The organism is Catonella morbi ATCC 51271, from assembly GCF_000160035.2.
GTDB classification, from domain to species: Bacteria; Bacillota; Clostridia; order Lachnospirales; family Lachnospiraceae; genus Catonella; species Catonella morbi.
In genome coordinates this window covers 497,197-518,732 of record NZ_KI535368.1, presented here as the reverse complement: position 1 = coordinate 518,732, position 21,536 = coordinate 497,197, and the positions used below count along the sequence as shown (strand labels likewise).

General features: G+C 35.8%; 17 protein-coding genes, 1 other RNA gene and 1 pseudogene. 13 read left to right on the top strand and 6 right to left on the bottom strand.

Features of this window, described 5'->3' with window-relative positions:
* Positions 1-57: 57 nt before the first annotated feature.
* Genes GCWU000282_RS09365 through GCWU000282_RS09355 form a run of 3 tightly spaced genes read right to left on the bottom strand, consistent with a single transcriptional unit; the run spans position 58 to position 4,106 of the window.
* Positions 58-1,464 carry a sodium-dependent transporter gene (locus GCWU000282_RS09365; protein ID WP_023354858.1) on the bottom strand — a complete coding sequence of 469 codons (1,407 nt, stop codon included), beginning with the start codon at positions 1,462-1,464 and terminating at the stop codon, positions 58-60.
* Positions 1,465-1,513: 49 nt separating this feature from the next.
* Positions 1,514-2,401, bottom strand: coding sequence for a DUF3881 family protein (locus tag GCWU000282_RS09360; protein ID WP_035040164.1), 888 nt, complete (start codon positions 2,399-2,401; stop codon positions 1,514-1,516).
* A 28-nt stretch (positions 2,402-2,429) separates the two neighbouring features.
* The gene (locus GCWU000282_RS09355; RefSeq protein WP_023354856.1) at positions 2,430-4,106 is read right to left on the bottom strand and encodes a M3 family oligoendopeptidase; all 1,677 of its coding nucleotides are present in this window, start codon (positions 4,104-4,106) and stop codon (positions 2,430-2,432) included.
* 276 nt (positions 4,107-4,382) lie between these two features.
* Between GCWU000282_RS09355 and GCWU000282_RS09350 the strand changes: the two genes are divergently transcribed.
* Positions 4,383-5,582, top strand: coding sequence for an iron-containing alcohol dehydrogenase (locus GCWU000282_RS09350; protein ID WP_023354855.1), 1,200 nt, complete (start codon positions 4,383-4,385; stop codon positions 5,580-5,582).
* 136 nt (positions 5,583-5,718) lie between these two features.
* On the opposite strand, the gene GCWU000282_RS09345 is transcribed toward GCWU000282_RS09350, so the two are convergent.
* Complete coding sequence (locus tag GCWU000282_RS09345) at positions 5,719-6,600, bottom strand: DegV family protein (protein ID WP_035040160.1); 882 nt, start codon at positions 6,598-6,600, stop codon at positions 5,719-5,721.
* 147 nt (positions 6,601-6,747) lie between these two features.
* On the opposite strand from GCWU000282_RS09345, the pseudogene tadA reads away from it, so the two are divergent.
* A pseudogene (gene tadA, locus GCWU000282_RS09340) lies at positions 6,748-7,203 on the top strand (tRNA adenosine(34) deaminase TadA); the annotation flags it as partial.
* A 2-nt stretch (positions 7,204-7,205) separates the two neighbouring features.
* On the opposite strand, the gene ffs reads toward tadA, so the two are convergent.
* Positions 7,206-7,468: signal recognition particle sRNA large type (ffs, locus tag GCWU000282_RS16320), an RNA gene on the bottom strand.
* 45 nt (positions 7,469-7,513) lie between these two features.
* Positions 7,514-8,524, bottom strand: a complete 1,011-nt coding sequence (locus tag GCWU000282_RS09335; RefSeq protein ID WP_023354852.1) for a LacI family DNA-binding transcriptional regulator — start codon at positions 8,522-8,524, stop codon at positions 7,514-7,516.
* A 222-nt stretch (positions 8,525-8,746) separates the two neighbouring features.
* On the opposite strand from GCWU000282_RS09335, the gene GCWU000282_RS09330 reads away from it, so the two are divergent.
* From GCWU000282_RS09330 to GCWU000282_RS09280, 11 genes are all read left to right on the top strand, one after another.
* Positions 8,747-10,060, top strand: a complete 1,314-nt coding sequence (locus GCWU000282_RS09330; RefSeq protein ID WP_023354851.1) for an extracellular solute-binding protein — start codon at positions 8,747-8,749, stop codon at positions 10,058-10,060.
* Between the two features lie 52 nt (positions 10,061-10,112).
* A complete protein-coding gene (locus GCWU000282_RS09325; protein WP_023354850.1) occupies positions 10,113-10,991 on the top strand; it encodes a carbohydrate ABC transporter permease in 879 nt (292 codons plus the stop codon).
* An 11-nt stretch (positions 10,992-11,002) separates the two neighbouring features.
* Positions 11,003-11,857 carry a sugar ABC transporter permease gene (locus tag GCWU000282_RS09320; protein ID WP_023354849.1) on the top strand — a complete coding sequence of 285 codons (855 nt, stop codon included), beginning with the start codon at positions 11,003-11,005 and terminating at the stop codon, positions 11,855-11,857.
* 73 nt (positions 11,858-11,930) lie between these two features.
* A complete protein-coding gene (locus GCWU000282_RS09315) occupies positions 11,931-13,649 on the top strand; it encodes a glycoside hydrolase family 13 protein (RefSeq protein ID WP_023354848.1) in 1,719 nt (572 codons plus the stop codon).
* A 143-nt stretch (positions 13,650-13,792) separates the two neighbouring features.
* Complete coding sequence (locus GCWU000282_RS09310; RefSeq protein WP_051384166.1) at positions 13,793-15,973, top strand: alpha-amylase family glycosyl hydrolase; 2,181 nt, start codon at positions 13,793-13,795, stop codon at positions 15,971-15,973.
* 437 nt (positions 15,974-16,410) lie between these two features.
* Positions 16,411-17,637, top strand: a complete 1,227-nt coding sequence (locus GCWU000282_RS09305) for an ATP-binding protein (protein ID WP_023354846.1) — start codon at positions 16,411-16,413, stop codon at positions 17,635-17,637.
* A gap of 237 nt (positions 17,638-17,874) precedes the next feature.
* Entirely contained in the window at positions 17,875-18,402 is a 528-nt protein-coding gene (locus tag GCWU000282_RS09300) for a hypothetical protein (protein WP_023354845.1), read from the top strand.
* Between the two features lie 368 nt (positions 18,403-18,770).
* Complete coding sequence (locus GCWU000282_RS09295; RefSeq protein ID WP_023354843.1) at positions 18,771-19,223, top strand: C39 family peptidase; 453 nt, start codon at positions 18,771-18,773, stop codon at positions 19,221-19,223.
* Between the two features lie 18 nt (positions 19,224-19,241).
* Positions 19,242-20,051 (top strand): hypothetical protein, encoded by an 810-nt coding sequence (locus GCWU000282_RS09290; RefSeq protein WP_023354842.1) that lies wholly within the window; start codon positions 19,242-19,244, stop codon positions 20,049-20,051.
* 3 nt (positions 20,052-20,054) lie between these two features.
* A complete protein-coding gene (locus tag GCWU000282_RS09285) occupies positions 20,055-20,918 on the top strand; it encodes a hypothetical protein (RefSeq protein ID WP_023354841.1) in 864 nt (287 codons plus the stop codon).
* 4 nt (positions 20,919-20,922) lie between these two features.
* Positions 20,923-21,303 (top strand): BlaI/MecI/CopY family transcriptional regulator, encoded by a 381-nt coding sequence (locus GCWU000282_RS09280; RefSeq protein ID WP_023354840.1) that lies wholly within the window; start codon positions 20,923-20,925, stop codon positions 21,301-21,303.
* The last annotated feature ends 233 nt before the right edge of the window (positions 21,304-21,536 follow it).

The window sequence follows — 21,536 nt, the reverse complement described above, 5'->3', positions numbered from 1 at the left end:
GATTACATAAAAATAAGCCACTGTAGACTTTTTACAGTGGCTGTTTCTGTGTAAATATTAGAATTTAATTAAACCAAATACGCTGGCAAGTGAGCTTACCAGAATAACAAGTATACATACAGGGGCTAAATATTTGATGAAGAACTTGTAAAGCCCTTTTCGCTTAAATTTAGATGACTGTTCAACCTCTTCAACTATCTTATCTATCCCAATCACATAAACTATGAGTATACAAGTAGAAAGAGCTGCTATAGGCATCATAAGTGAGTTTGTGAGGAAGTCAAAGAAGTCAAGGATGGACATTCCGAGTATCTGTACAAAATCAAGCATACCAAAGCCGAGTGCTGAAAATGAACCGAGTATCACTATAATGATACCGATAACCACACTGGCTATATTACGTTTCCAGCCAAGCTGATCCTCTATGGTAGATACACAGGATTCAGCAAGTGAAATAGCACTTGTAAGGGCTGCAAGAAGCACGAGCAGGAAGAAGACTATACCGATAATTCGTCCCATACCCATACTTGCAAATACCTTAGGAAGGGTAATAAACATAAGGGAAGGACCTGCCTGAAGCTTTTCGGGATCTCCGTTGAAGAAGGAGAACACTGCCGGGATTATCATAAGTCCCGCAAGGAAGGCTATGGCAGTATCAAAAATCTCTATCTGTGATGTTGACTTTTCAATATCCACCTCTTTCTTCATATATGAGCCGTAGGTGTAAAGAATACCCATTGCTATAGAAAGAGAATAAAACATCTGTCCCATAGCCGCAACCACTGTCATCCAGGAAAAGTTGTTAAAGTTAGGGATGAGGAAGTATTTAACTCCCTCGAGAGCTCCCGGTCTGGTTACAGAGTAAATTGAAACTATAATTGCAAGGATAACTAGGATTGGCATCATCATTTTTGACACCTTTTCTATACCATGTTCAACACCTGCAACTATTATGAGAAGGACTACAAGCGAGAAAAGTAAAAACCATACTTCAACACTTGCGCCGGTTGTAATAAAGCTTGTGAAATAATTATCATCTGCAAGAGCCTCTGTACTGCCGCGCAGATATTCAAATAAATACTTAAATACCCAGCCGCCTATTACACTGTAGTAAGGAATGATGAGCATAGGAATGATGGCATTTATCCAACCGCCTATCTTAAACGGAAGAGACTTGCCAAACTTTCCGAAAGCACCCACAGGGCTTTTTCTGGTCATCCTTCCGAGAGTGGTCTCAGATACGATAAGCACGTATCCGAAAGTAAGCATAAGTATGAGATACACAAGAAGGAAGATACCGCCGCCATACTTTGCCGCCAGATAAGGGAAACGCCAGATATTACCAAGTCCTACAGCAGATTCTGCTACAGCAAGTACATAACCGAGTCTTCCCGAAAATGAGCTTCGCTCATTATCCCGCCCAAAGGGATCGAGATTATTCTCCTGATTTGTTTCATTGTTCATAATAAATCATCCTCTCTTTTTATATTTAACCCCAAAATCCTGTATAATTCTAATTTTTTTCAAAGTCTACCATTCCCTGAAGCCAGATTTCGCCCTTAAATCTACGCCCGGGCAAAGGTTCTCCGAGCAAATCTTCATCGTTTATGGCTATGTGGAAATCAAAACCGTTACAGTTTATAAGCATTTCCGTACAGGCTTCCCCTGTAAGACTGTTTGTATGAGGGATTACCTCTTTAATTATTCCTAAAATAGTATAGTTATCCGATTCTGAGCCAAAAGGAATAAAACTGGTTTCTACTATACTGTATACATCTTCGGTCAGTATACGCCTTGATATCATTGTATAGGTGTCAAAATCCATCAGGGTAAGGGTATTGATTGCCTCTTCGTTGCCTTCTTTTGCAGCCATAAGAAGAGTATCATGTCGCAGGGCATCTTCGTTTTGTACTCTGACCTGTTCATCGGTTTTATTTATGGGAAGCAGTATTTTGCCGGAGGTAGAAAGTCCGGCAAGAGTTAGCGGCAGTTCTTTTTTAGCATTCATATATTCCTTTACAGAAAGGTAATCTATGGAATTCTGCAAATAAAATATTAAAGAAGTGCCAAAATGCAAATCGTCACACATACCTGTATAGGCATCTGTGTCCATACGTTTAAACACAGATACTTCCTGATAACAGCAAGGCTTTCGCCCTGTCAGGTACGGATAATAATGTTCCAAATGGAAAAAGCCCTTTTCGTCATATTCGCCTCGAACGGTAATACCCATTCTGTCTGAAAAGTCCAGGCTTTTTTCAACTATTTTCCTGTGGTCGTTATCTGACGTAAAAGCAAATTTATCAAGGGTCGGATGAGTCATGACCAGCCCGAGAACCTTATCAAGTTCTTCTCTTGAAGCTATATTGCTAAAGCCGACTGCTCTCAAAAAACTGTGCACGAACTCACCTCCCATAACGAATATATTTTTATAATTTTAAAGCTCCCTGAAGCTTACCGACCATATCTTTAAGGGTTCCGTCTTCAAACGGGCTTCTAAGTCCTACCTGTTTTACAAGACCTGTAAAGAAGTCTTTTGCACCTAAGTTACAAAGCTTAAGATAGCTCTTCCAAGCTGCCTTATAGTCATTATCCATCATAACCTTGTACTGGAAGGCATTGGTCTGGGCAAGCACATAGTCAATATAATAAAACGGACTGTCATAGATATGACGCTGTTTCTGCCAAAAACCACCCTGGCTGTAATATTCATTTCCTGAATAATCAAGGTGAGGCTTATACTGCATTTCAAGCTCTCTCCACATTTCATTACGCTGCTTTGGAGAAAGCCCCGGATTGGAATAAGCTATATCCTGAAATTCATCTACCATTGTTCCGTAAGGAATGAAGGCAGCGGCTGACTCAAGGTGCATATCAATATAATCCTGTTTTCTCTTACCGAAGAAAAGCTCCATCCAAGGCTCGGTAAAGAATTCCATTGACATCGAGTGGGTTTCGGCTGTTTCCATGGTAATGTCGGAATGCTCATTAATAGGATCATCCACCATACAGAAGCCCTGGAAGGCGTGTCCGCACTCATGTGTCATTACATCTGCATCATCAGCGGTTCCGTTGAAGTTTGCAAAGATGAACGGTGATTTATAATCAGGAAGATAGGTCATATATCCGCCTGTCTGCTTTGTCTTTCTTCCGAGTACATCGAAAAGTTCGTTATCGCACATAAAGTTAATGAACTTAGCTGTTTCAGGTGAAAGCTCGTTGTACATCTTTCTTCCTGCCGCAAGAATGTCATCGGGAGTACCGATTGGGGCAGGGTTTCCGTTATTAAAGTATACACCCTCATCTTCGAAATGAAGTTTGTCAAGCCCAAGTCTTATTCTGCGTCTGTCGTGTAATTTTTCCGCAAAAGGAACAAAGTCACGCTTAACCTGCTCTCTGAAACGCTTAACATCTTCCCTGCCATAGCAGTTACGGTTCATTCTATAGTAACCAAGCTGTATGAAGTTGTCATAGCCAAGTTTTTCTGCCTGTGCGGTTCTGTTTTTTACAAGTCTGTCATAGATGTCATCAAGCTCTTCTTTATTGTTGCTAAAGAACTCTGTATACTTCTTCCAAGCCTCTACACGCACATTTCTGTCAGAATTGTTGAGGTACGGAGCCATAAGTGAGAGGTTAAGGGTTTCGTCCTTCCAGTCAATTTTTGCGGTAGCAAGGAGCTTATCATAGCGGCTTTTAAGAGAATTTTCCTCCTGCATAAGAGGAACTATTTTATCATCTACGGATTTCATAGCCAGCTCAAGATTCTTAAATGCAACCTTGCCGATTTTGCTTTCCAAAAATGTACGGTATTCGGAGTTATAGAGTTTCTTACCGTAATCTACAAGTAATGACTGGAGTACAGGACCATTCTCATCATAATAGTCATTTTCTCTGCTATAAAATTCGTCTGTCACATCTATAGAGTGGCGGATTTCAGCAAGTGTCATCTGGGTAAATATGCGATTTACAGTTTTATAATATCTTTTATGAACTTCAAACTGCTCTTCGCCGGATTTTGCATTGTCAAAGTCTGTCATAAGTTTTGCAAATTCTGCTTTTGCTTCTTCAATATCTGCTCTTTTATAAGGCATTTCGCTAAATTTCATTTATGTTTTCTTCCTTTCTTAAATATTCATATCTGCAAATAATAATGTTAAGCTATTTTGGATTGAAAATCAAGGTATAAGCCCAAAAAAAGTTGATAAAGATAGCTGTTTTAACCAAAAATAATGTGCTATACTGTAAGAATACTATATAAAGATTATGTAGTATAAAGATAATAAAACTTTTGCAAGTAAACTTAATCGGAAATTATACTTGAGATACTTGTAACAGGTGGATTGCACAGGTAGTGAAAAAACGGAGAAGAAAGGGAGGTCGCTATGCTGAAGTTTGAATATTGTTCTCCAACGAAAATTGTATTTGGAAAGGACACAGAGGGAAGGGCAGCAGAGTTAGTCAAAGAGTTTGGAGGAACAAAGGTTGTTATCGTTTATGGCGGGAAGTCAGTTACAGAAAACGGACTTCTGAAAAAGGTGGAGGAGAATTTATCTGCCGGTGGTCTGAATTTTATCTCTGTAGGTGGAGTAGTGCCTAATCCGGTGCTTTCAAAAGTCAGGGAGATAATAAAGTCGGGAGTAGAGTTTGGAGCAGACTTTGTGCTTGCTGTAGGCGGCGGTAGTGTAATTGATACAGCAAAGGCGGCGGCACATGGTATTGCATCTCCGGAAACTGATGTATGGGATTATTGGGCAGGCAGGGCAAAAGTGAAGAAAAGCTTAAATATAGGTTCTATACTTACAATATCAGCAGCAGGAAGTGAAACCAGCAATTCATCTGTTATAACCAATGATGAAGAGGATAAGCCTACAAAGCGAGGAATAACTACAGAATTTAACCGCCCTAAATTTGCCCTTATGAATCCGGAGCTTACCATGACACTTCCTAAAGGGCAGATAGGCGCAGGTGTTGCTGACATATTTATGCATACCTCAGAAAGATTTTTTACAAATATACAGGGAAATCATTTAACAGATGAAATTGCTCTTGGGCTTATCAGAAATATAATGAAATACGGTGTAACAGGTTATAATACTCCTACAGATTATGAGGCTATGAGTGAGATTATGTGGTCTGGCAGTGTTTCACATATAGGGCTTACAGGGCTTGGTGCAAAGGGGGATACGACAAGAGACGGAGACTGGTCCTGCCATCAGCTTGGAATGGCAATTTCCGCCATCTACGATTCTACCCATGGGGCTACTCTTACAGCGGTTTGGGGAAGCTGGGCAAGATATGTGCTGGAGGCTGATGTGGCAAGATTTGCGGATTATGCAAAAAGAGTATTTGGACTTGAGGGAGAGGATAAGACTGTGGCACTTGAAGGAATAGAAAAGACAGAGGAATTTTTTAAGAAAATCGAGATGCCGCTTACCCTTACTAAGCTTCTGGGACATAAGCCTTCAGAGGAAGAAATTGTTAGTTTAGTCAGAGAATGCACGTATAATTATAGCAGGAAGATTGGTTCTATCAAGGTGCTTGATCAGGATGATATAAGAAGGATATATGAAATGGCTGTTTAAAATATGAGCAAGTAGGCATTTTTATAAAAATGAGCAGATTACAAATCTTTTGCAAGAACTTTAAGAAGTAAAAATAGTAATACTGTATAAATGGGGCTGTCGCGACAGCCCCTAATCTTTTAGAAAATATATAATATCAAATCAACGTATTATCCATACCTTCCGTACAGGTAATTGCCAGTACTCCGTTTCCTATATGGCAGGCAACTGCAAGGGAAAGCGGATGAAGTTCTAATTCGTAATCAGGGAAGGCTGCCTGAGCCTCTTCCTTCCAGACTAAAGCTTCTTCGAGATTGCCGCCATAGGCAAGAGCAAGGTGAAGATTATGTTTGTCTGCACTTTTCTTAAAGCGAGTTTCCATGTCTTTCCTGATAGCTTCTATCATGGTCTTTTTAGCCTGAGCCTTGCCTCTGCATTTTGCATAGGCATCAAGTTTGTCACCCTGAATCTGAAGGACGGGCTTAAGATTAAGCAGGGTACCTATAGCAGCGGCGGCCGGAGTGATTCGTCCACCCTTCTTAAGATATTTCAGTGTATCGAGTGAAAGATAGATAGAAGACCTGTCTGCGGTTTTTTCAAGATATTCCTTTATCTCTTTTGCATTTTTTCCCATTTTTACAAGTTCAAGCGCATCAAGTACAGACTGATACTGTGTGACGGATACCCTTCTGTTGTCTACAATTTCTACCCTTCCGTCATAATCTTCGGCGAGCATTGAAGCGGTAGAGTATGAACCTGAAAGACCGCTTGAAATAGGTATAAATACTACCTGTTCATGAGTCTTTAGAAGCTCATCCCACAGGTCAGTCATATCGCCCGGAGAAGGCATAGAGGTTTTTACATCTATGCTGTCATCAAGAAGTGCTGCATAAAATTCCTCATGCGTCATGGTAACATCTTCAAATTGAAGATTGTCATTTATAAAAAACGGAGACGGCTGTACAAACATTCCGAGTTCCTTTGCTCTCTTCTGAGATATTCCCGCATTACTGTCTGTAATTATTGCAATTTTCATCAAAATCACCTATCCTATGTATATAGTTTAAATGGAACATATAGTTTAAACATTATCTGATATCAAGCCAATAGTCAATATATAAATGCCAATAAAATTATTTTTGGTAAAAATTTCAACTTAATATATACCCGATAAGAAAGGATTCAAATGACGACAGACGAAAAATGGATGAAAGAGGCAATAAAACAGGCAGAGAAGGCCAAAAAATTAGATGAGGTACCTATAGGCTGTGTTATAGTTTTAGACGGTAAGATTATTGCGAGGGGTTATAACAGGAGAAATACAGATCATACTTCGCTTGCGCATGCTGAAATGATGGCTATAAAGAAGGCCTGTAAGAAGATTAGGGACTGGAGGCTTGAAAAATGTACCCTCTATGTTACCCTTGAGCCATGCCAGATGTGTGCAGGAGCCATAGTGCAATCAAGAGTAGAACGCGTGGTTATAGGAGCCATGAATAAGAAGGCGGGCTGTGCAGGCTCTATTTTCAATTTGCTTGAGGAGGACAGATTTAACCATAAGGCTGAGGTGGTAAGAGGGGTTCTTGAAAATGAATGTTCAGAAATGATGAGTATGTTTTTTAAAGAATTAAGGGCAAAGAAAAGCCATGCATTTTGCTTCGATGCAGCTTCACAAACGGTACCTAAATGAAAAACTCGGCCCAGGCACCCTTACGGCACATGAAAGATTTTGCTTAGTGCTGCTTTGTTCCCAACCTGACACGGTTCACAAGCTCTCATTGCGTAAGACCAAGACTTCAACATCCTCCACTTAGGGCGGCTTTGCAAAGGCTGTCCCTCAGACAAAATATCACCCCTACTAGAGCGGATTGTAGGTACAGGGCACCGCTATCTCCCCGGCTGCATGGTAGTAATAGTATAGTGAAAATGGGGCTTTATGTCAAGTGGGGATATCAGCTTGTTTCTCTTTTGATGAGTCTCGGTAATGCAGTATATGTTTGAATAATAGTAGCGGGATCTTTGATTTTACGCATAAGATGGCTTACTGCATGTACTCCGAGACTGAATACATCTATCTCAATAACAGTCGGTTTGGGAGAAATAAGCGGAGTATATGGGTAATCATCAAAAGCAACGAGTGCTATATCATCCGGCATAGTAAGCTTCATAGATTTAATTGCTCTCATTGTACCGACTGCCATAAGACTGTTGGTACAAATAATGCCATCCGGTCTGTTTGGAGATTGTAATAATTGCATAGCTGAATTATATATCACATCAATATCCGGCTCGTTATATGTAATGAATTCCTCTTGAACAATAATATCATTTTTTTGTAAAGCTATCTGAAATCCTCTTAACCTGTCAATAAAAATTTCATCTCCGCTTTGTCCACCCATAAAAGCAAGTTTTCTGCAACCAAGATTTAATAAGTGCTCAACTGCCATATTAGCGGATAAGGAATTATTTATATCAATCCATGAAAGAATGGTATCGAAATTAGGCTTACCTATACAAATCTGAGGAAAATCAAAGTTGAGCATTATCCGTTCAATCCGCGGAGTAACCAAAGCACCGTTAAGAATCATTCCATCAGCAGATTTACTTGTCATTGTATCTTCTAATATCTGTTCAATCTTTTTTGTATCCTTATCCAGATTTAAAAGTGTAAGGTGATAACCACGACGACTCAACTCATCTTCTGCACCGCATATAATATCAAACATATGTGGATTTTTAAAAGGAATCCCTTTGTAAAACCTATCTGCATACAAGATATTTTTTGTAACTTTTTTAGCTAAATTTGAAGCCGATACGTTAGGTGTGTAATTAAGTTCATTCATTATTTTTAGAACTTTTTCCTTTGTTCTGGACGAAACATACATTTTGTCATTGATTACCTTACTTACGGTGGCTGTGGAAACACCGGCTCTTTTTGCGACATCTGAAATTGTATATTGCATAAAACACCTCCCTAAAATAGTAAAACGCTTAACTAATTTGTATAAAATGCCAAGAGATAAATTGTTGACTTTGCATAAGTATGGTGCTAATATTCAATTAAAAGATACAACATTATACAAGAAAATGCAATAAAAAGATGTAATTTAGTAAAAGAAAATAAGTAAATCGGTTTATGAATAAGTAAAACAATAAATATTTTTAACAACAGAAGGGAGATTAATATGAAAAAAAGAATGGTTTTAATGTTGGCAGCTTTAATATGTGTAAACACACTTGTAGCGTGTGGAACAACTAAAAGCGGTACTACAAGTGACAAACAGACGGTATCAGCAGAGAAAGCAACTGGTGGGAAATCGCAAAAAATGTCGGCAGAAGCAACAAAGCCTGAGACATCAGGAGATACAACAACTGTGAAGATTTGGCATGATGGTAATGAGGCTATTATGCAGACAATTACAGATGAAGTCAATGCAAGGCTTGCAGGAGATAATATCAGGGTACAGTTTGAAAAAAAGACAGATATGCCAAGTCAGCTTAAGCTATACGGTACAGATGTAGCGAACGGACCAGATATGTATTTTTATGCGCATGACGTGCTTGGAAGCTTTGTAGCAATGGATTTGCTAGCTCCTTTATCAGATGTAACGGATGTGGATAAGCTACTTGCGGATGAACTTCCAATGACAGTGAAAGCCGGACAGTTGAAGGATGTACAGTATTTATTGCCGGTATATTTTGAAACTCTTTTGTTCATCTATAACAAAGAACTTTGGGAAGGCACAGTGCCGTCAACAACGGATGAAATGTATAAATACATGGAGACACACACAGATGTTGACAAAGGAATATATGCTGTTGTAAATCAGCATACAAATGCATACAATGTTTCACCGTTCATTAATGGTTTTGGCGGATATGTAATAAACGAGGATGCAAAGCCGGGATTTACGGATTTGAATACTATTAAAGCAGTAGAATATAATAAGAAATTTGGTGTTCTCCAGGCAGATGGTGACTACAATACAGTAACAACTTTATTTAACGAGAAAAAAGCAGCTGCCATTATTGGTGGCCCTTGGCTTACATCAGGGATAGAAGAGGCAGGTATTAATTATGGTGTTGCTTCACTTTCAGATATTAAGCTTCCAAACGGTAAAGGCATGGCACCTTTTTCGGGTGTACAGGGTGTTGGAGTACTAAAAGTTGCGCTTGAAAAAAAGAAAGATGCTATTGCAAAGGTACTAACCGCAATGTCAACTCCTGAGGTAGGTATCGCACTTGCCAATAAAGCCGGTTGTGCTCCTGCGAACAGCAAAGCATATGACAATGCGGATGTTAAGGCAAATGAGATGATTACGGCGATTCAGAGAACTGCTTCTACAGCACAACCAATGCCTAATATACCTGAAATGAGTGTGATGTGGGGACCGGCAGAATCATTTCTTGTTGCAGTCAATAAAAATGGCGAAGATATAACCAAAGCTGCAGAACAAGCTCAAAAAGCAGCAGAGCAGGCAATTAAGGATATGCAGTAGAGTGCTTCAAAACCTGCTGCACCTGATTTATATAAGGAAACCGGATACGATAATGATAAGAAAACAAAAAATAAAGCCATGGATTTATATATTACCGGCACTGTTATTACTCTTGATAATTCTGGTATTTCCAATCATGTATACGGGATATATTTCCCTGACAAACATGAATATGTATCATTGGAATGATTATAAGTTTATAGGTGTTTTTAATTATATAAGAGCCCTTTTTAAATTTGATTCAGGATTTTTGGAAGCATTGCTTACTACGATTTTGTGGACTGCCATAAATATGATATTACAAATTGGAATGGGTTTCTTAATAGCATTAGGATTAAACTCGCCACTATTAAAAAGATTAAGTCGTATTTATAAAACATTATTAATGCTTCCATGGGCAATGCCGGCATATATTTCAATTTTACTTTGGCGTGTAGGTATGTTTAATACGGAATTTGGTATCTTAAATAAACTTTTGACACTATTAGGACTTAGTAAAGTTGATTTTCTCGGGAATAATATTATTGCATTTTGCTCTTGTCTGACACTTAATCTTTGGATGGCACTTCCTTTTATGATTTCAACGATTGATGGCGCATTACATAGTATAGACAGTAGTTTATATGAGAGTGCTATTTTAGACGGAGCAGGTTTTTGGGAATCAACATACTGTATAACAATTCCTGCAATAAAACCAATCATTGCACCGGCAGCTGTTATGACAACATTTATTACATTTAAACAATTTGATATTGTTTATCTTTTGACACAACAAAGAGGATATATGACAGGGGCCAATCTTAATACGGTTATTACATATGCACATCAAAATGCCTTTGTATCAAATAACTACGGATTGTCCGGTGCGGTAAGCATATTGCTTTTTGTTATTATAATACTGTTTTCGATAATTACTAATCGTAGCCTTTAGGAGAAATAGTTATGAGAAAAATAACACATTTAAGAACAGAGACTGCGGTAAAGGGGATTGTGCTTAACAGCATTTATATTTTGCTCTGTCTTACTGCTTTGCTCCCTATATTTTATGCATTAATTGTATCATTTGGCGGGAAAAGTGCAGTATTATCAGGAAGTCTGTCGATACTTCCTAAAGACCCTACGTTAGAGAATTATCGTACAATTCTTATAGATGAACCATTTTTATTATGGCTGAAAAATTCATTATTATTAAGTGTAGGGACTATTTTAGTTGCAATGACCTGTGCCATACCGGCTGCGTATGCAGCTTCAAGATGGCGTTTTAAGGGAAGAAAAACATTGCTTAGAAGTTTACTTATATTAAATGCATTTCCACAGGTACTGTCACTTTTTGCGCTTTTTCGCGTGTTGAAAATAACGGGAATGTTAAATTCGCACATGGGATTAATTATTATATATGCAGGTTCTATGTGTGTATTTGCTATATGGAATATGAAGGGATATTTTGATACTATCCCGATTGAAATAGAAGAAGCTGCTAAAACAGATGGTGCAAGTGACTTGCAGACAATAAGAAGAATAATAATGCCTTTGGCAAGACCTGCGATAATTGTTACTTGTGTAATGGTATTGATTACTGTTTGGAATGAGTATTTATTTTCGACAACATTTTTGCTTGACAGCAGTACATATTCATTGGCGGGAGGACTCTACCAGTTACAGTCAAATGATTACAGTCGAAACTGGTCAATGTTCTCAGCAGCTTCAATACTCACGTCTGTTCCATTAGTATTGGTTTTCTTTAAAATACAGAAGTATATGGCATTTGGATTAACTGCCGGTGGTGTAAAGGGATAGATGACGAATATCTTAAAACTGTAACTAAAGAATAATAAACAAGATAAAGCTGTCAGCTACGTTTGGAGGAAAAATGATTTGCAGAGAAACAATAGTTCATATTCCGTTATCGGAGTATGCTTTTATAAACAGTGAAACCAGTATAACAATTCGTATACGCACAGGTAAGGATAATTTAAAACGATGTACACTGTATTACGGAGATCGTGTATATCCCACAGATCCGATTATTTTTACACCGGTTGAGATGTATAAGGTAGCTTCGGATTTATATTTTGATTTTTATGAAGTAACATTTGAAAGTCCGTATACCAGGGTGTGTTATTACTTTGATATTGAGGATGACGAAGAACAAATTTATTTATATTCAAATATATTCTCTAAGGAACTGCCTGAAGAACGGAGTGAATTTTATCAATATCCGTTTATGCGGAGAGAAGAGATAAATACTGTGCCGGAGTGGTTAAAACATGCAGTTGTGTATAATATTTTTCCGGATAGCTTTGCTTCCGGAAAAAGAAACATTGAAGGAAATCCGGATGAAATACCCTGGGAAAGTAAAATTTTGCTTCACTCAAGACTTGGCGGCAATATAAGAGGAATAATAGAGAATCTTGATTATATAGCAGAATTGGGATTTAATTGTCTTTATTTAAACCCTGTTTTTGTTGCTGCAGAATACCATAAATATGACCTGCTTGATTATTATCATATAAGTCCGAATCTGGGAACAGATAAGGATTTTGAAGAGCTTGTAGAGGCAATTCATAATAAGGGAATGCACATTATTATAGACGGAGTATTTAATCATTGTAGCTGGTATTTCTTTGCTTTTGATGACGTGGTAAAAAACGGAGTACGTTCAAGATATAAAGATTGGTTTTATGATTTAGAATTTCCGGTTATAAGACCTGAAAATCCGAATGAAAAACCTAATTACAGTTGTTTTGCCTATGAAAGGAAGATGCCGAAGTTGAACAGTTCAAATGCTGAAGTCAGAGAGTATTTTGTAGAGGTTGGTCGGTATTGGATAGAAAAATTTCATGTGGATGGATGGCGTCTTGATGTGGCTAATGAAGTAGATCGAGATTTTTGGAGAGCATATAAAAGGGCAACCAGAGAAGCAAATCCTGAAAGTGTAATGATAGGTGAAATTTGGGAAAGTGCGGAGAGTTGGCTTCGTGGTGATATGTTCGATTCCACAATGAATTATGATTTCAGAAAAAATTGCAGAGATTTTTTTGGGACAGAAAAAATTAATGCAAAGGAATTTGCCGGTAGAATTACAGATATGATGTATCGTTATCCAACAGGAATCCTGCACGGACAGTTGAATTTATTAGACAGCCATGATGTAAGCAGATTTATGTCATACTGCAAGGGAGATATAAGAAGGTTCAGGCTTGCGGAAGTGTTTCTTTTTACATCACCGGGAGTACCGAGTGTATTCTATGGTGATGAGTTAGGAATGGATGGAAACAGTGAATTTACACTACGCGGACCTATGCCTTGGAACAATCCAATATCTGATGAGCGTGAATTTTTGCAAAAACTTATAGATCTAAGGAAAGAAAATGAAACTTTTGTGACAGGTTCTTTTAAGGAAGTTTTTTCGGATGAAAACGGACTATATATATATGAAAGAAGTTTGAAAGGAAAAACAATAACAGTGGCGATAAATGCCCGTAATTTGAAGGTTGCATTGAATATGGTATCTGTTGACAATGTGTTGATATCTGCAGAATATTCAGACAAAATTTTAGGACCGTTTGGGTATGTAATTTGGATGTAATTGAAAAATAATATTTATTTGAAAGTATCAAAAGAAAAATTATGCTGACAACAGCCTTTCTATCGATTATGGTATCGGCTTTGCCCTTACCTGTATCGGCTTCAGAAACTGTCAGTACACAACAAAATGTGACTTGAAGTAATTTGACATTACAGGGTGAGCGTGTTTATCAGATTATGACTGATCGTTTTTATGATGGAGACATAACTAATAACGCAAAAGGTGAGGCCTTGAGATATCAGGAAGCCACAGCTGATGATATGGCATATATGAAAGGCGGTGATTGGCAGGGTATTATAGAAAAGATATCGTATATTAAAGGAATGGGGTATACAGCTATTTGGATTTCTCCTATAACAGATCCGCAATTATGGAGTATTCCTGATGAAAATGGAGTTCAGGGACCTACAGCTTACCATGGTTATCATGCATATGATGTAAATCGTGCAAACAGATATTTTGGTACAGAGAATCCACAAGAGAGTAAAAAAATATTAAAAAAGTTAGTAGATAAATGCCATGAAGCTAATATAAAAGTTTTTTTTGACATTGTTCCAAATCATATGGGAGATTTTTTAAAGGGAATAGGAGATAATGCACACTATTCATCTGCAACAGTATACAAGAAAGGAACACAACTTCAGCCGGCAGCACCTTTTAATAAACCTAAATGGTATCATAATTTGGGTGATATTGATTGGAATAAAGAATTTCCCAGAACAGCAGAGAGCATACAAATGATGGAAGATCATGATTTAAGTATGTTGGATGACATTGATTATGATGTGCCAGAGGCAAAGCAAGCAATGCTTGAAGCAATGAAAAACTGGTACAATTATACTGGTGCTGATGGTGCAAGAATTGATGCGGCGAAATGTATGCATCCTTATGACATTCATGACTTACAAAAATATCTGGATGTTCCTACCTTTGGTGAAAATTTTGATATGGATGTAGGTTTTGTGTCGCAGTGGGTAGGTGAGAATGGAGAAGTTGGAATGCTTGACTTTCCATTGTTTCAGGCTATGGTTAATTCGTTTGCACATGGGGACAGCTTTAATTCTAATATCAAAGCGGTGTTAGATAAGGATTATTTATATGGTAATAATGCAAATGAAATGATGGTATTTTTAGATAATCACGATCGAAATAGATTTCTTACTGAAGCTGGCAAAAATGTTAAAAGATTACAAAATGCATTAACATTTTTATTTACAGTAAGAGGGAATCCGATAGTATTCCAAGGCACAGAGCAAAATAAAGGTAACATGTATGATGATTTAATGATTGGTTTGGCTGATACATGGAATCGTTGGTCAATGGTTAAAAAAGATGAAAATGGAAATGTGATTGAGGATTATTTCAACACAAATACAGATACATATAAATTGATTGCAAAACTTAATAAATTAAAAGATACATATCCTGCACTTAGTTATGGAACTCAGAGGGAAATGTGGTCATCAGAGAATATATATGTATTTTCACGTAGAGTTGATTCCAAGAAAGATGAAGTGATTTGTGCATTTAACAATTCTAATTCTTCAAAGAGTGTATATGTTTCTTTACGTGCTGAAAGTTCTATCAAGCCAGGTACTGTTTTAGAAAATGTTATGGATCCAAATGATAGAATAACTGTATCGCAGAGTAATAAAATTGCATTGAATATTGAGGGAAATTCAAATAAAATATATAAAGTAAGCAGTAATCAGAAAAAAACTACTGTACCTGTTACATTCTATGTTCATGGTGCAACAACAAACTTTGGAGAAAATATTTATATTCTAGGGAATATAGCGGAATTAGGGAATTGGAGTATAAGTGACAAAATAGCCCCGGCTTCTTGCCCTACATATCCGAACTGGAGTATTTCACTGAATTTACCAGTTGGTAAAAAGATAGAATTTAAAGCTGTAAAGTATAATGGGATATCTATGGAATGGGAAAATGGCGATAACCGTAATTATATTGTTCCAGACAGTGGTGGTGCATTATCATTTTCTTGGAACTCGAAAGGTGTAACTGAATTAGTACCTATTAAGTTTATTATTACAAATGCGAATACAAAATTAGGAGAAAGTATATATATTGTAGGTAATGTTGATGAACTAGGTTATTGGAATGTAAATATGGCAGCAGGTCCGGCATTATGCCCTAACTACCCGACTTGGGAAGCACATATTGATGTTCCGGTTGGAAAAAATATTGAATGGAAAGCAGTGAAAAAAGGTTCAAATTCTTCTGTGGTATGGCAAAGCGGAGATAATAATATATTTACGGTACCAAAGAATGGGGTTGGAGAGGCAATATGCTCTTGGCGATAGCATCTAGAATATGGTCAAAATTATTTGGAGAATTACTACAGGTGTTTTATTGGATTGACTCAAATGCTTTGTAAACTATGATATTGAGGTAAATGTATTCTGGCAAAGTAATTTGATAATTTAATTGCCTAGATTGAAAAAATAGATAAAAAGGATGGAAGCAAATGTAGGCTTTCCATCCTTTTTATAAACTATCCACTATGTAGGTGTGAGAAGATGTTATAGTAAAATTGAGATTTAGGAGTTAAAGTTGAAGCTCATGGGATTTACTACTATTAAGCGGATGGGAATATTGTTAATATTATAGAAGAAATAATTGATAAGCAGAAGAGAGATAAAATAGAATATGACAGCCATATAGTCATAGGTTGACACCTTTCTAATTTTAGGATAATATAAAGTTGACTTTAGAATTTTCCTAAAAACGAGGTGATACCATGGAGTATAAAAGTAGAGAACTAGAAAGAAAGTTTCTAAAGATGAATAGAAACTTTAAGGCTATACTGGTAACAGGGGCAAGGCAGGTGGGCAAGACTACAATGCTTAAACATCTTGCGGAGGGGACGGATAGAACTTATGTGACCATGGATAATAGGATGGCAAGGGAGCTTGCTAAAAGTGATCCCGTATTATTTTTTCAGACATATAAGCCACCAATTTTAATAGATGAAATCCAAAAAGCACCGGAGCTGTTTGAACAGATTAAAATTATGTGTGATGAAAGTGAAGAAAAGGGCAGATTTTGGATTACCGGCTCACAGCAGTATAAAATGATGAGTAAGGTAAGAGAGACTATGGTGGGTAGAATAGGTATATTAAGCCTTTATAGCCTTTCACAAAGAGAAAAAGCAGGGATATTACTTGAGGATGAGCCTGATTTTTCTTTACAGGCATTATTAGAACGTCAAAAATTATTCAAAAGAAATAACATAATTGATGTATATAAACATATATGGACTGGTGGAATGCCTGAAATACAGGAGGCTGACAGTGAAATAAGGGAGGAATATTTTAACTCATATATTGAAACCTATCTTATGCGTGATGCAACAGAAGTCGGTGGAATAAGCGATACAGTGAAGTTTAATAAATTTTTGACAGCCTGCGCAGCACTTATATCTAGCCAAATAAATTATTCAACCTTGGCTGAAGCTGCTGATATATCTCAGACGACAGCTAAAAATTGGCTGAATGTAGTACAGGGGCTTGGAATCATATATCTGCTTCCTCCATTTGAAAATAATGAACTGAAAAGATTGGTAAAAATGCCAAAGCTGTACTTTTGTGATACTGCACTTTGTGCCTATCTTTCAAAATGGTTGTCAGTTGAAACTTTAATGAATGGTGCTGCAAGCGGACACTATTATGAGAATTATGTTGTAATGGAATTTGTAAAAACTTATGCTTATTCAAAAGCAAAAGCAAACCTTTCGTATTATAGGGATTCAAATGCAAAGGAAATTGATATATTTATTGAAGAAAATGACATGATACATCCTATTGAAATAAAAAAATCAGCTAATCCTGACAGAAGAGAGGTAAAGAAGTACTCGGTTATTGATAAGACTTCATTAAAAAGGGGAGAAGGCGGCATAGTATGTATGTGTGAGGAAGTAATACCTATTGATGAGGATAACTGCTTTATTCCAAGTAATATCATTTGAGTTAAAAAATCAGAGGATAGTGATTAAATATATCCCAAAAGAATTATAGAGATAAATCATATTTTAAGAGATATATAACACAAGTTAGAAAGAGAGGGGTTTATGAGAAAAATAAATCCGCAAAGGTGCAAGAATGGAGACTTTAGAATATATTGCAAAATTTAATTGGTAGCAGGTATATTAACATAAAAAACAGGTAGTTTTGCCACTATCTCTGATTGAAAGAGGTAAAGTATTATGAAAAAGAAAAATATTTCAATAATAATTATAGTTTTTATTATAATAGGAGTGCTGGCGGGTATTTATATAGTTAAAACTAAAAATTCTGAACATGACTTTGAAGTCGGTAATGCTTATTTTAGAGTTACCATTCCGGCTGGATGGAAAGCAGATGGAGAAGATAGGGAGGAATGTGCCCCAAGTGGAGAATGTTGGCCGGGTGAAGGCTTTTATATTTATCCTAAAGAATGTACTGATAAGGATCAAAGAATATATATATTTAGAATGGTAAGCTCAATATCTGCGGATGACTTAGAAGAGGATAGCGATAGTAAAGAAACATTTATTACTAAAGGCGGCATAAAGGGAAAAGTATATAAAAGAAATGATATTTTTTCGTGGGGAGTATTATATGATGAGGATGACGCCGGTGGATATTATGGTGCAAATGTCTATTTTGAGGACAAATCCCTAATAAGTAAACACGAGAAAGAAATAATGGATATATTAAAAAGCTTAGTGGTAAATAAGGAGCAATCAGAATAAAAATCATCCCAAAGATAAATAAGCAGGGATTTATGATTTTAAATAAACCAGAAAAGTTATTGAAATTTTCAAACAAAGATTTCAATAACTTTTTATACTTTTGACACTTGTATTTATATTACAAAAAAATATAAAAATGCTTGACAAAATTGTTTAGAAATTTTATTCTCAAATTGAGAATAATAAATAAAAAGAGAATATTATGTTAAAGAAAAACGAATGGTAATAAGTTGTTTATAAAAAAGTTGGAGATACCTGAGGGCACATTAAAAATCCAAGTAAATGATGATAGCCGTTATGAGGCAGCACATTAAATGGATGATGAATTGACAAAAAAGGACAATTTCTTCTTCTGGCAGACATAGAGGTTGAAACCTGTTGGACAAATCTCAGCAAAAGTTACCATGAAATGTAGATATAAATACTCGGTTTCAAGTCTGTCTCAAACGGATATAGTTAAACACGTTAAAGGTAGTGATGCAAATGAGACAGGTACTATTTGGGAAACCGAGAATGCGACAGAATATGTAACAAATAATACCTGTGAATTATCTGCAACTTTTTTTATAAGATGGAATTGGGATAAAATTAAAACATCTATAGACAATGGTTATCCGGTAATTCCACTTGTAAGAAATTTATCAACAGGGCATTATTATGTTATAAGAGGATATGATGAAAAAAATAAAAAAATTGCTTTAAATGATCCTTGGGATGGTACTAGATATACTTGTACATGGAGTGACTTTGATTCTGGAAATTGGAGTCATGATAGTCGGACTCGTAAGTTTACTGTATATTTTGATGATTATAAAAATTAGGGAAAGGGGTAATTAATTATGAAAAAAATATTCGGTATATTAATTGGTTGTCTATTCTATTTGACATTTGTTGACTTAATATTAGCGCAATCAAATTATGATTTTCGCCTTGATAACATAGAAAATTCAAAAGAATATAATAAAATAATAGAATTCCAAGATGATATGTTATCGGATATTTATGGGACTGATTTACGTTACAATGAATATCCGGTGTCTGAAATAGATTTTACAAAAGCTGTTAAGACTTATAATTATACACCGGAAGATTTGATTAATAATATTTCAAATGGAACATTGTTGCAAAATATCAGAAATAATAATGATTATAGTTGGAAAGTACCAATAAGATTGAGAAAAGACGGATGCGATTATGCTGTTGTATATAAACTTCCTAATGACAAATTTTCATATTATACTGCGAGTACGACAAAGACCGGAATAAAACAGGTTGATTATATATTTAACCAAAAGCAAAATTTTGATTTAATCAGTGTACAGAATAATGAATTTAATAATATATATGCATTGTCAATTTCTAATATGAATATGGATTTAATTGTTATTGATGATACAAATACTATTAGTTTTATCCCGTTTGCCTCGAGAGATGATTTATTGGAAATTGATAATGGTAAAACATATAAATCGAATGAGATGTTAGAAGTAATAAATAAGTATATTACTTTATCTCCAAGTAGAGAATTATTTAGCGGTGGATCTTCATATGGAGTGTCAAAAAATAATAATATGACTTATGTAGTAATTTTGGTATTGTTAATTGCAATAATGATTTACATCTTACTAAAACTTAAAAAGAGGTGGTAAACTATGAAAAAAATAATAATTTTTTTATTTTCAATTTGTTTATTATTAATTACACCTATAATAGTTTTTGCTGCAAATGAAAAAGAAGATGACTTAACAGTATTAGCGGATGAGATTATTCGGACAACAAATGAATTGTATAAAGATAAGTTACCAAGAGAGATTACTGAGAATGATTTAGATTTTGACAATGTGTTTAAAATTTATGTTGGTGTGAATATTTTTTCTAAAGATATAGATTTGATTAAAGATATTCCGAAAATTTTTGGCGCTGATGGGTATATATATGAATTGCCAATATATTTGGACAATAATACTGTAATTGTTAATATATCAAAAGGACAGCTACTAAATGAGAATGTTGAATTTACCAATGAGGAGCGTTCTAATATTTTAAAGGGCGAAGGTAAGTGGCAAGTAACAGCAATTAAATATTATGAAAATGAAACAGTAGATTATCGAACAGAGTTGAAGAAGAGGGTAGGCACAGTACCTGAAGATACGGTCTTAATAGGTGGATTACCTTATTTTAGATATGCTGTTGCATTGATTCCAAATACAGATGGAAGAATTGAGGGAATAGTACCACTTAGTGATGTTCCGGGTGTAGAAAAGATTAAAAACTTGCGTGTAAAGACAAATAAAATGGAAACTAATGATATGTATGATTATCAAAACATAAAAGAATATATTAATGAATTACCTAAGATATCGGGTGATGAGGCGGGACCATATGGTTTTTTAGATATTGCGAAACCTAATTTATCTAAAAATAATAATTCAGTGATATTAGTTTTATTTATTGGAGTTATATTTGTTTGTGGCATAATAATATTCTTTTATAAAAATAAGAAAACAGTGAGGTAATAAAATGAATTTTTCAAACGGAGAACTTACAGTAATGGAAATGTTGTGGGAGGGAGAATGTTTGGATGAAAACGGAGAGATTCAGGCATTGGAATTATCTAAGTTATTAGATGAAAAATATGGCTTCGGTAAGACTTCCAGCTACACATTTTTTGGAAGACTGCTTGAAAAGGGGGCAATAACAAGGAGGTATCCAAAGTATACCATAAAGCCGCTTATTTCAAGAGAGGAGGCACTTAGAAAGCAGAAGCAGGAAGCGATAGAGAGATTATTTAAAGGCTCGATTATAAATGTCTGTCAGGCATTTTTCAGTGAGAAAAAAGTAAGTAAAAAAGAGCTGGAAGAAATGAGAAAATTAATCGATAGTTTTGATGAAGAGGAATGATATGGTTAATTTGATTATACCTACAGCCTTAACCAGGAGTATAAAAAGCATTTTCATACTTGCAATTATACTTTTTATAAGGTAACTTTTGGGAAGGAGGCTGTTATGAAAAGTATTAATCCAAACTGTTGAGACTACTGAGGAGATGTACATTTTCCATAAGGAAACAGCAAATTATAAAAATTGAACCTAAATGGTTCTAATAGGTTCAAAATGTTGATTTTTTATAAAAA

Bases quoted from the DNA above. Each gene is read 5' to 3' on its own strand.
- GCWU000282_RS09365 (WP_023354858.1), bottom strand. From the start codon at position 1,464: ATGAACAATGAAACAAATCAGGAGAATAATCTCGATCCCTTTGGGCGG.
- GCWU000282_RS09355 (WP_023354856.1), bottom strand. From the start codon at position 4,106: ATGAAATTTAGCGAAATGCCTTATAAAAGAGCAGATATTGAAGAAGCA.
- GCWU000282_RS09350 (WP_023354855.1), top strand. From the start codon at position 4,383: ATGCTGAAGTTTGAATATTGTTCTCCAACGAAAATTGTATTTGGAAAG.
- GCWU000282_RS09335 (WP_023354852.1), bottom strand. From the start codon at position 8,524: ATGCAATATACAATTTCAGATGTCGCAAAAAGAGCCGGTGTTTCCACA.
- GCWU000282_RS09330 (WP_023354851.1), top strand. From the start codon at position 8,747: ATGAAAAAAAGAATGGTTTTAATGTTGGCAGCTTTAATATGTGTAAAC.
- GCWU000282_RS09325 (WP_023354850.1), top strand. From the start codon at position 10,113: ATGATAAGAAAACAAAAAATAAAGCCATGGATTTATATATTACCGGCA.
- GCWU000282_RS09320 (WP_023354849.1), top strand. From the start codon at position 11,003: ATGAGAAAAATAACACATTTAAGAACAGAGACTGCGGTAAAGGGGATT.
- GCWU000282_RS09315 (WP_023354848.1), top strand. From the start codon at position 11,931: ATGATTTGCAGAGAAACAATAGTTCATATTCCGTTATCGGAGTATGCT.
- GCWU000282_RS09305 (WP_023354846.1), top strand. From the start codon at position 16,411: ATGGAGTATAAAAGTAGAGAACTAGAAAGAAAGTTTCTAAAGATGAAT.
- GCWU000282_RS09300 (WP_023354845.1), top strand. From the start codon at position 17,875: ATGAAAAAGAAAAATATTTCAATAATAATTATAGTTTTTATTATAATA.
- GCWU000282_RS09290 (WP_023354842.1), top strand. From the start codon at position 19,242: ATGAAAAAAATATTCGGTATATTAATTGGTTGTCTATTCTATTTGACA.
- GCWU000282_RS09285 (WP_023354841.1), top strand. From the start codon at position 20,055: ATGAAAAAAATAATAATTTTTTTATTTTCAATTTGTTTATTATTAATT.
- GCWU000282_RS09280 (WP_023354840.1), top strand. From the start codon at position 20,923: ATGAATTTTTCAAACGGAGAACTTACAGTAATGGAAATGTTGTGGGAG.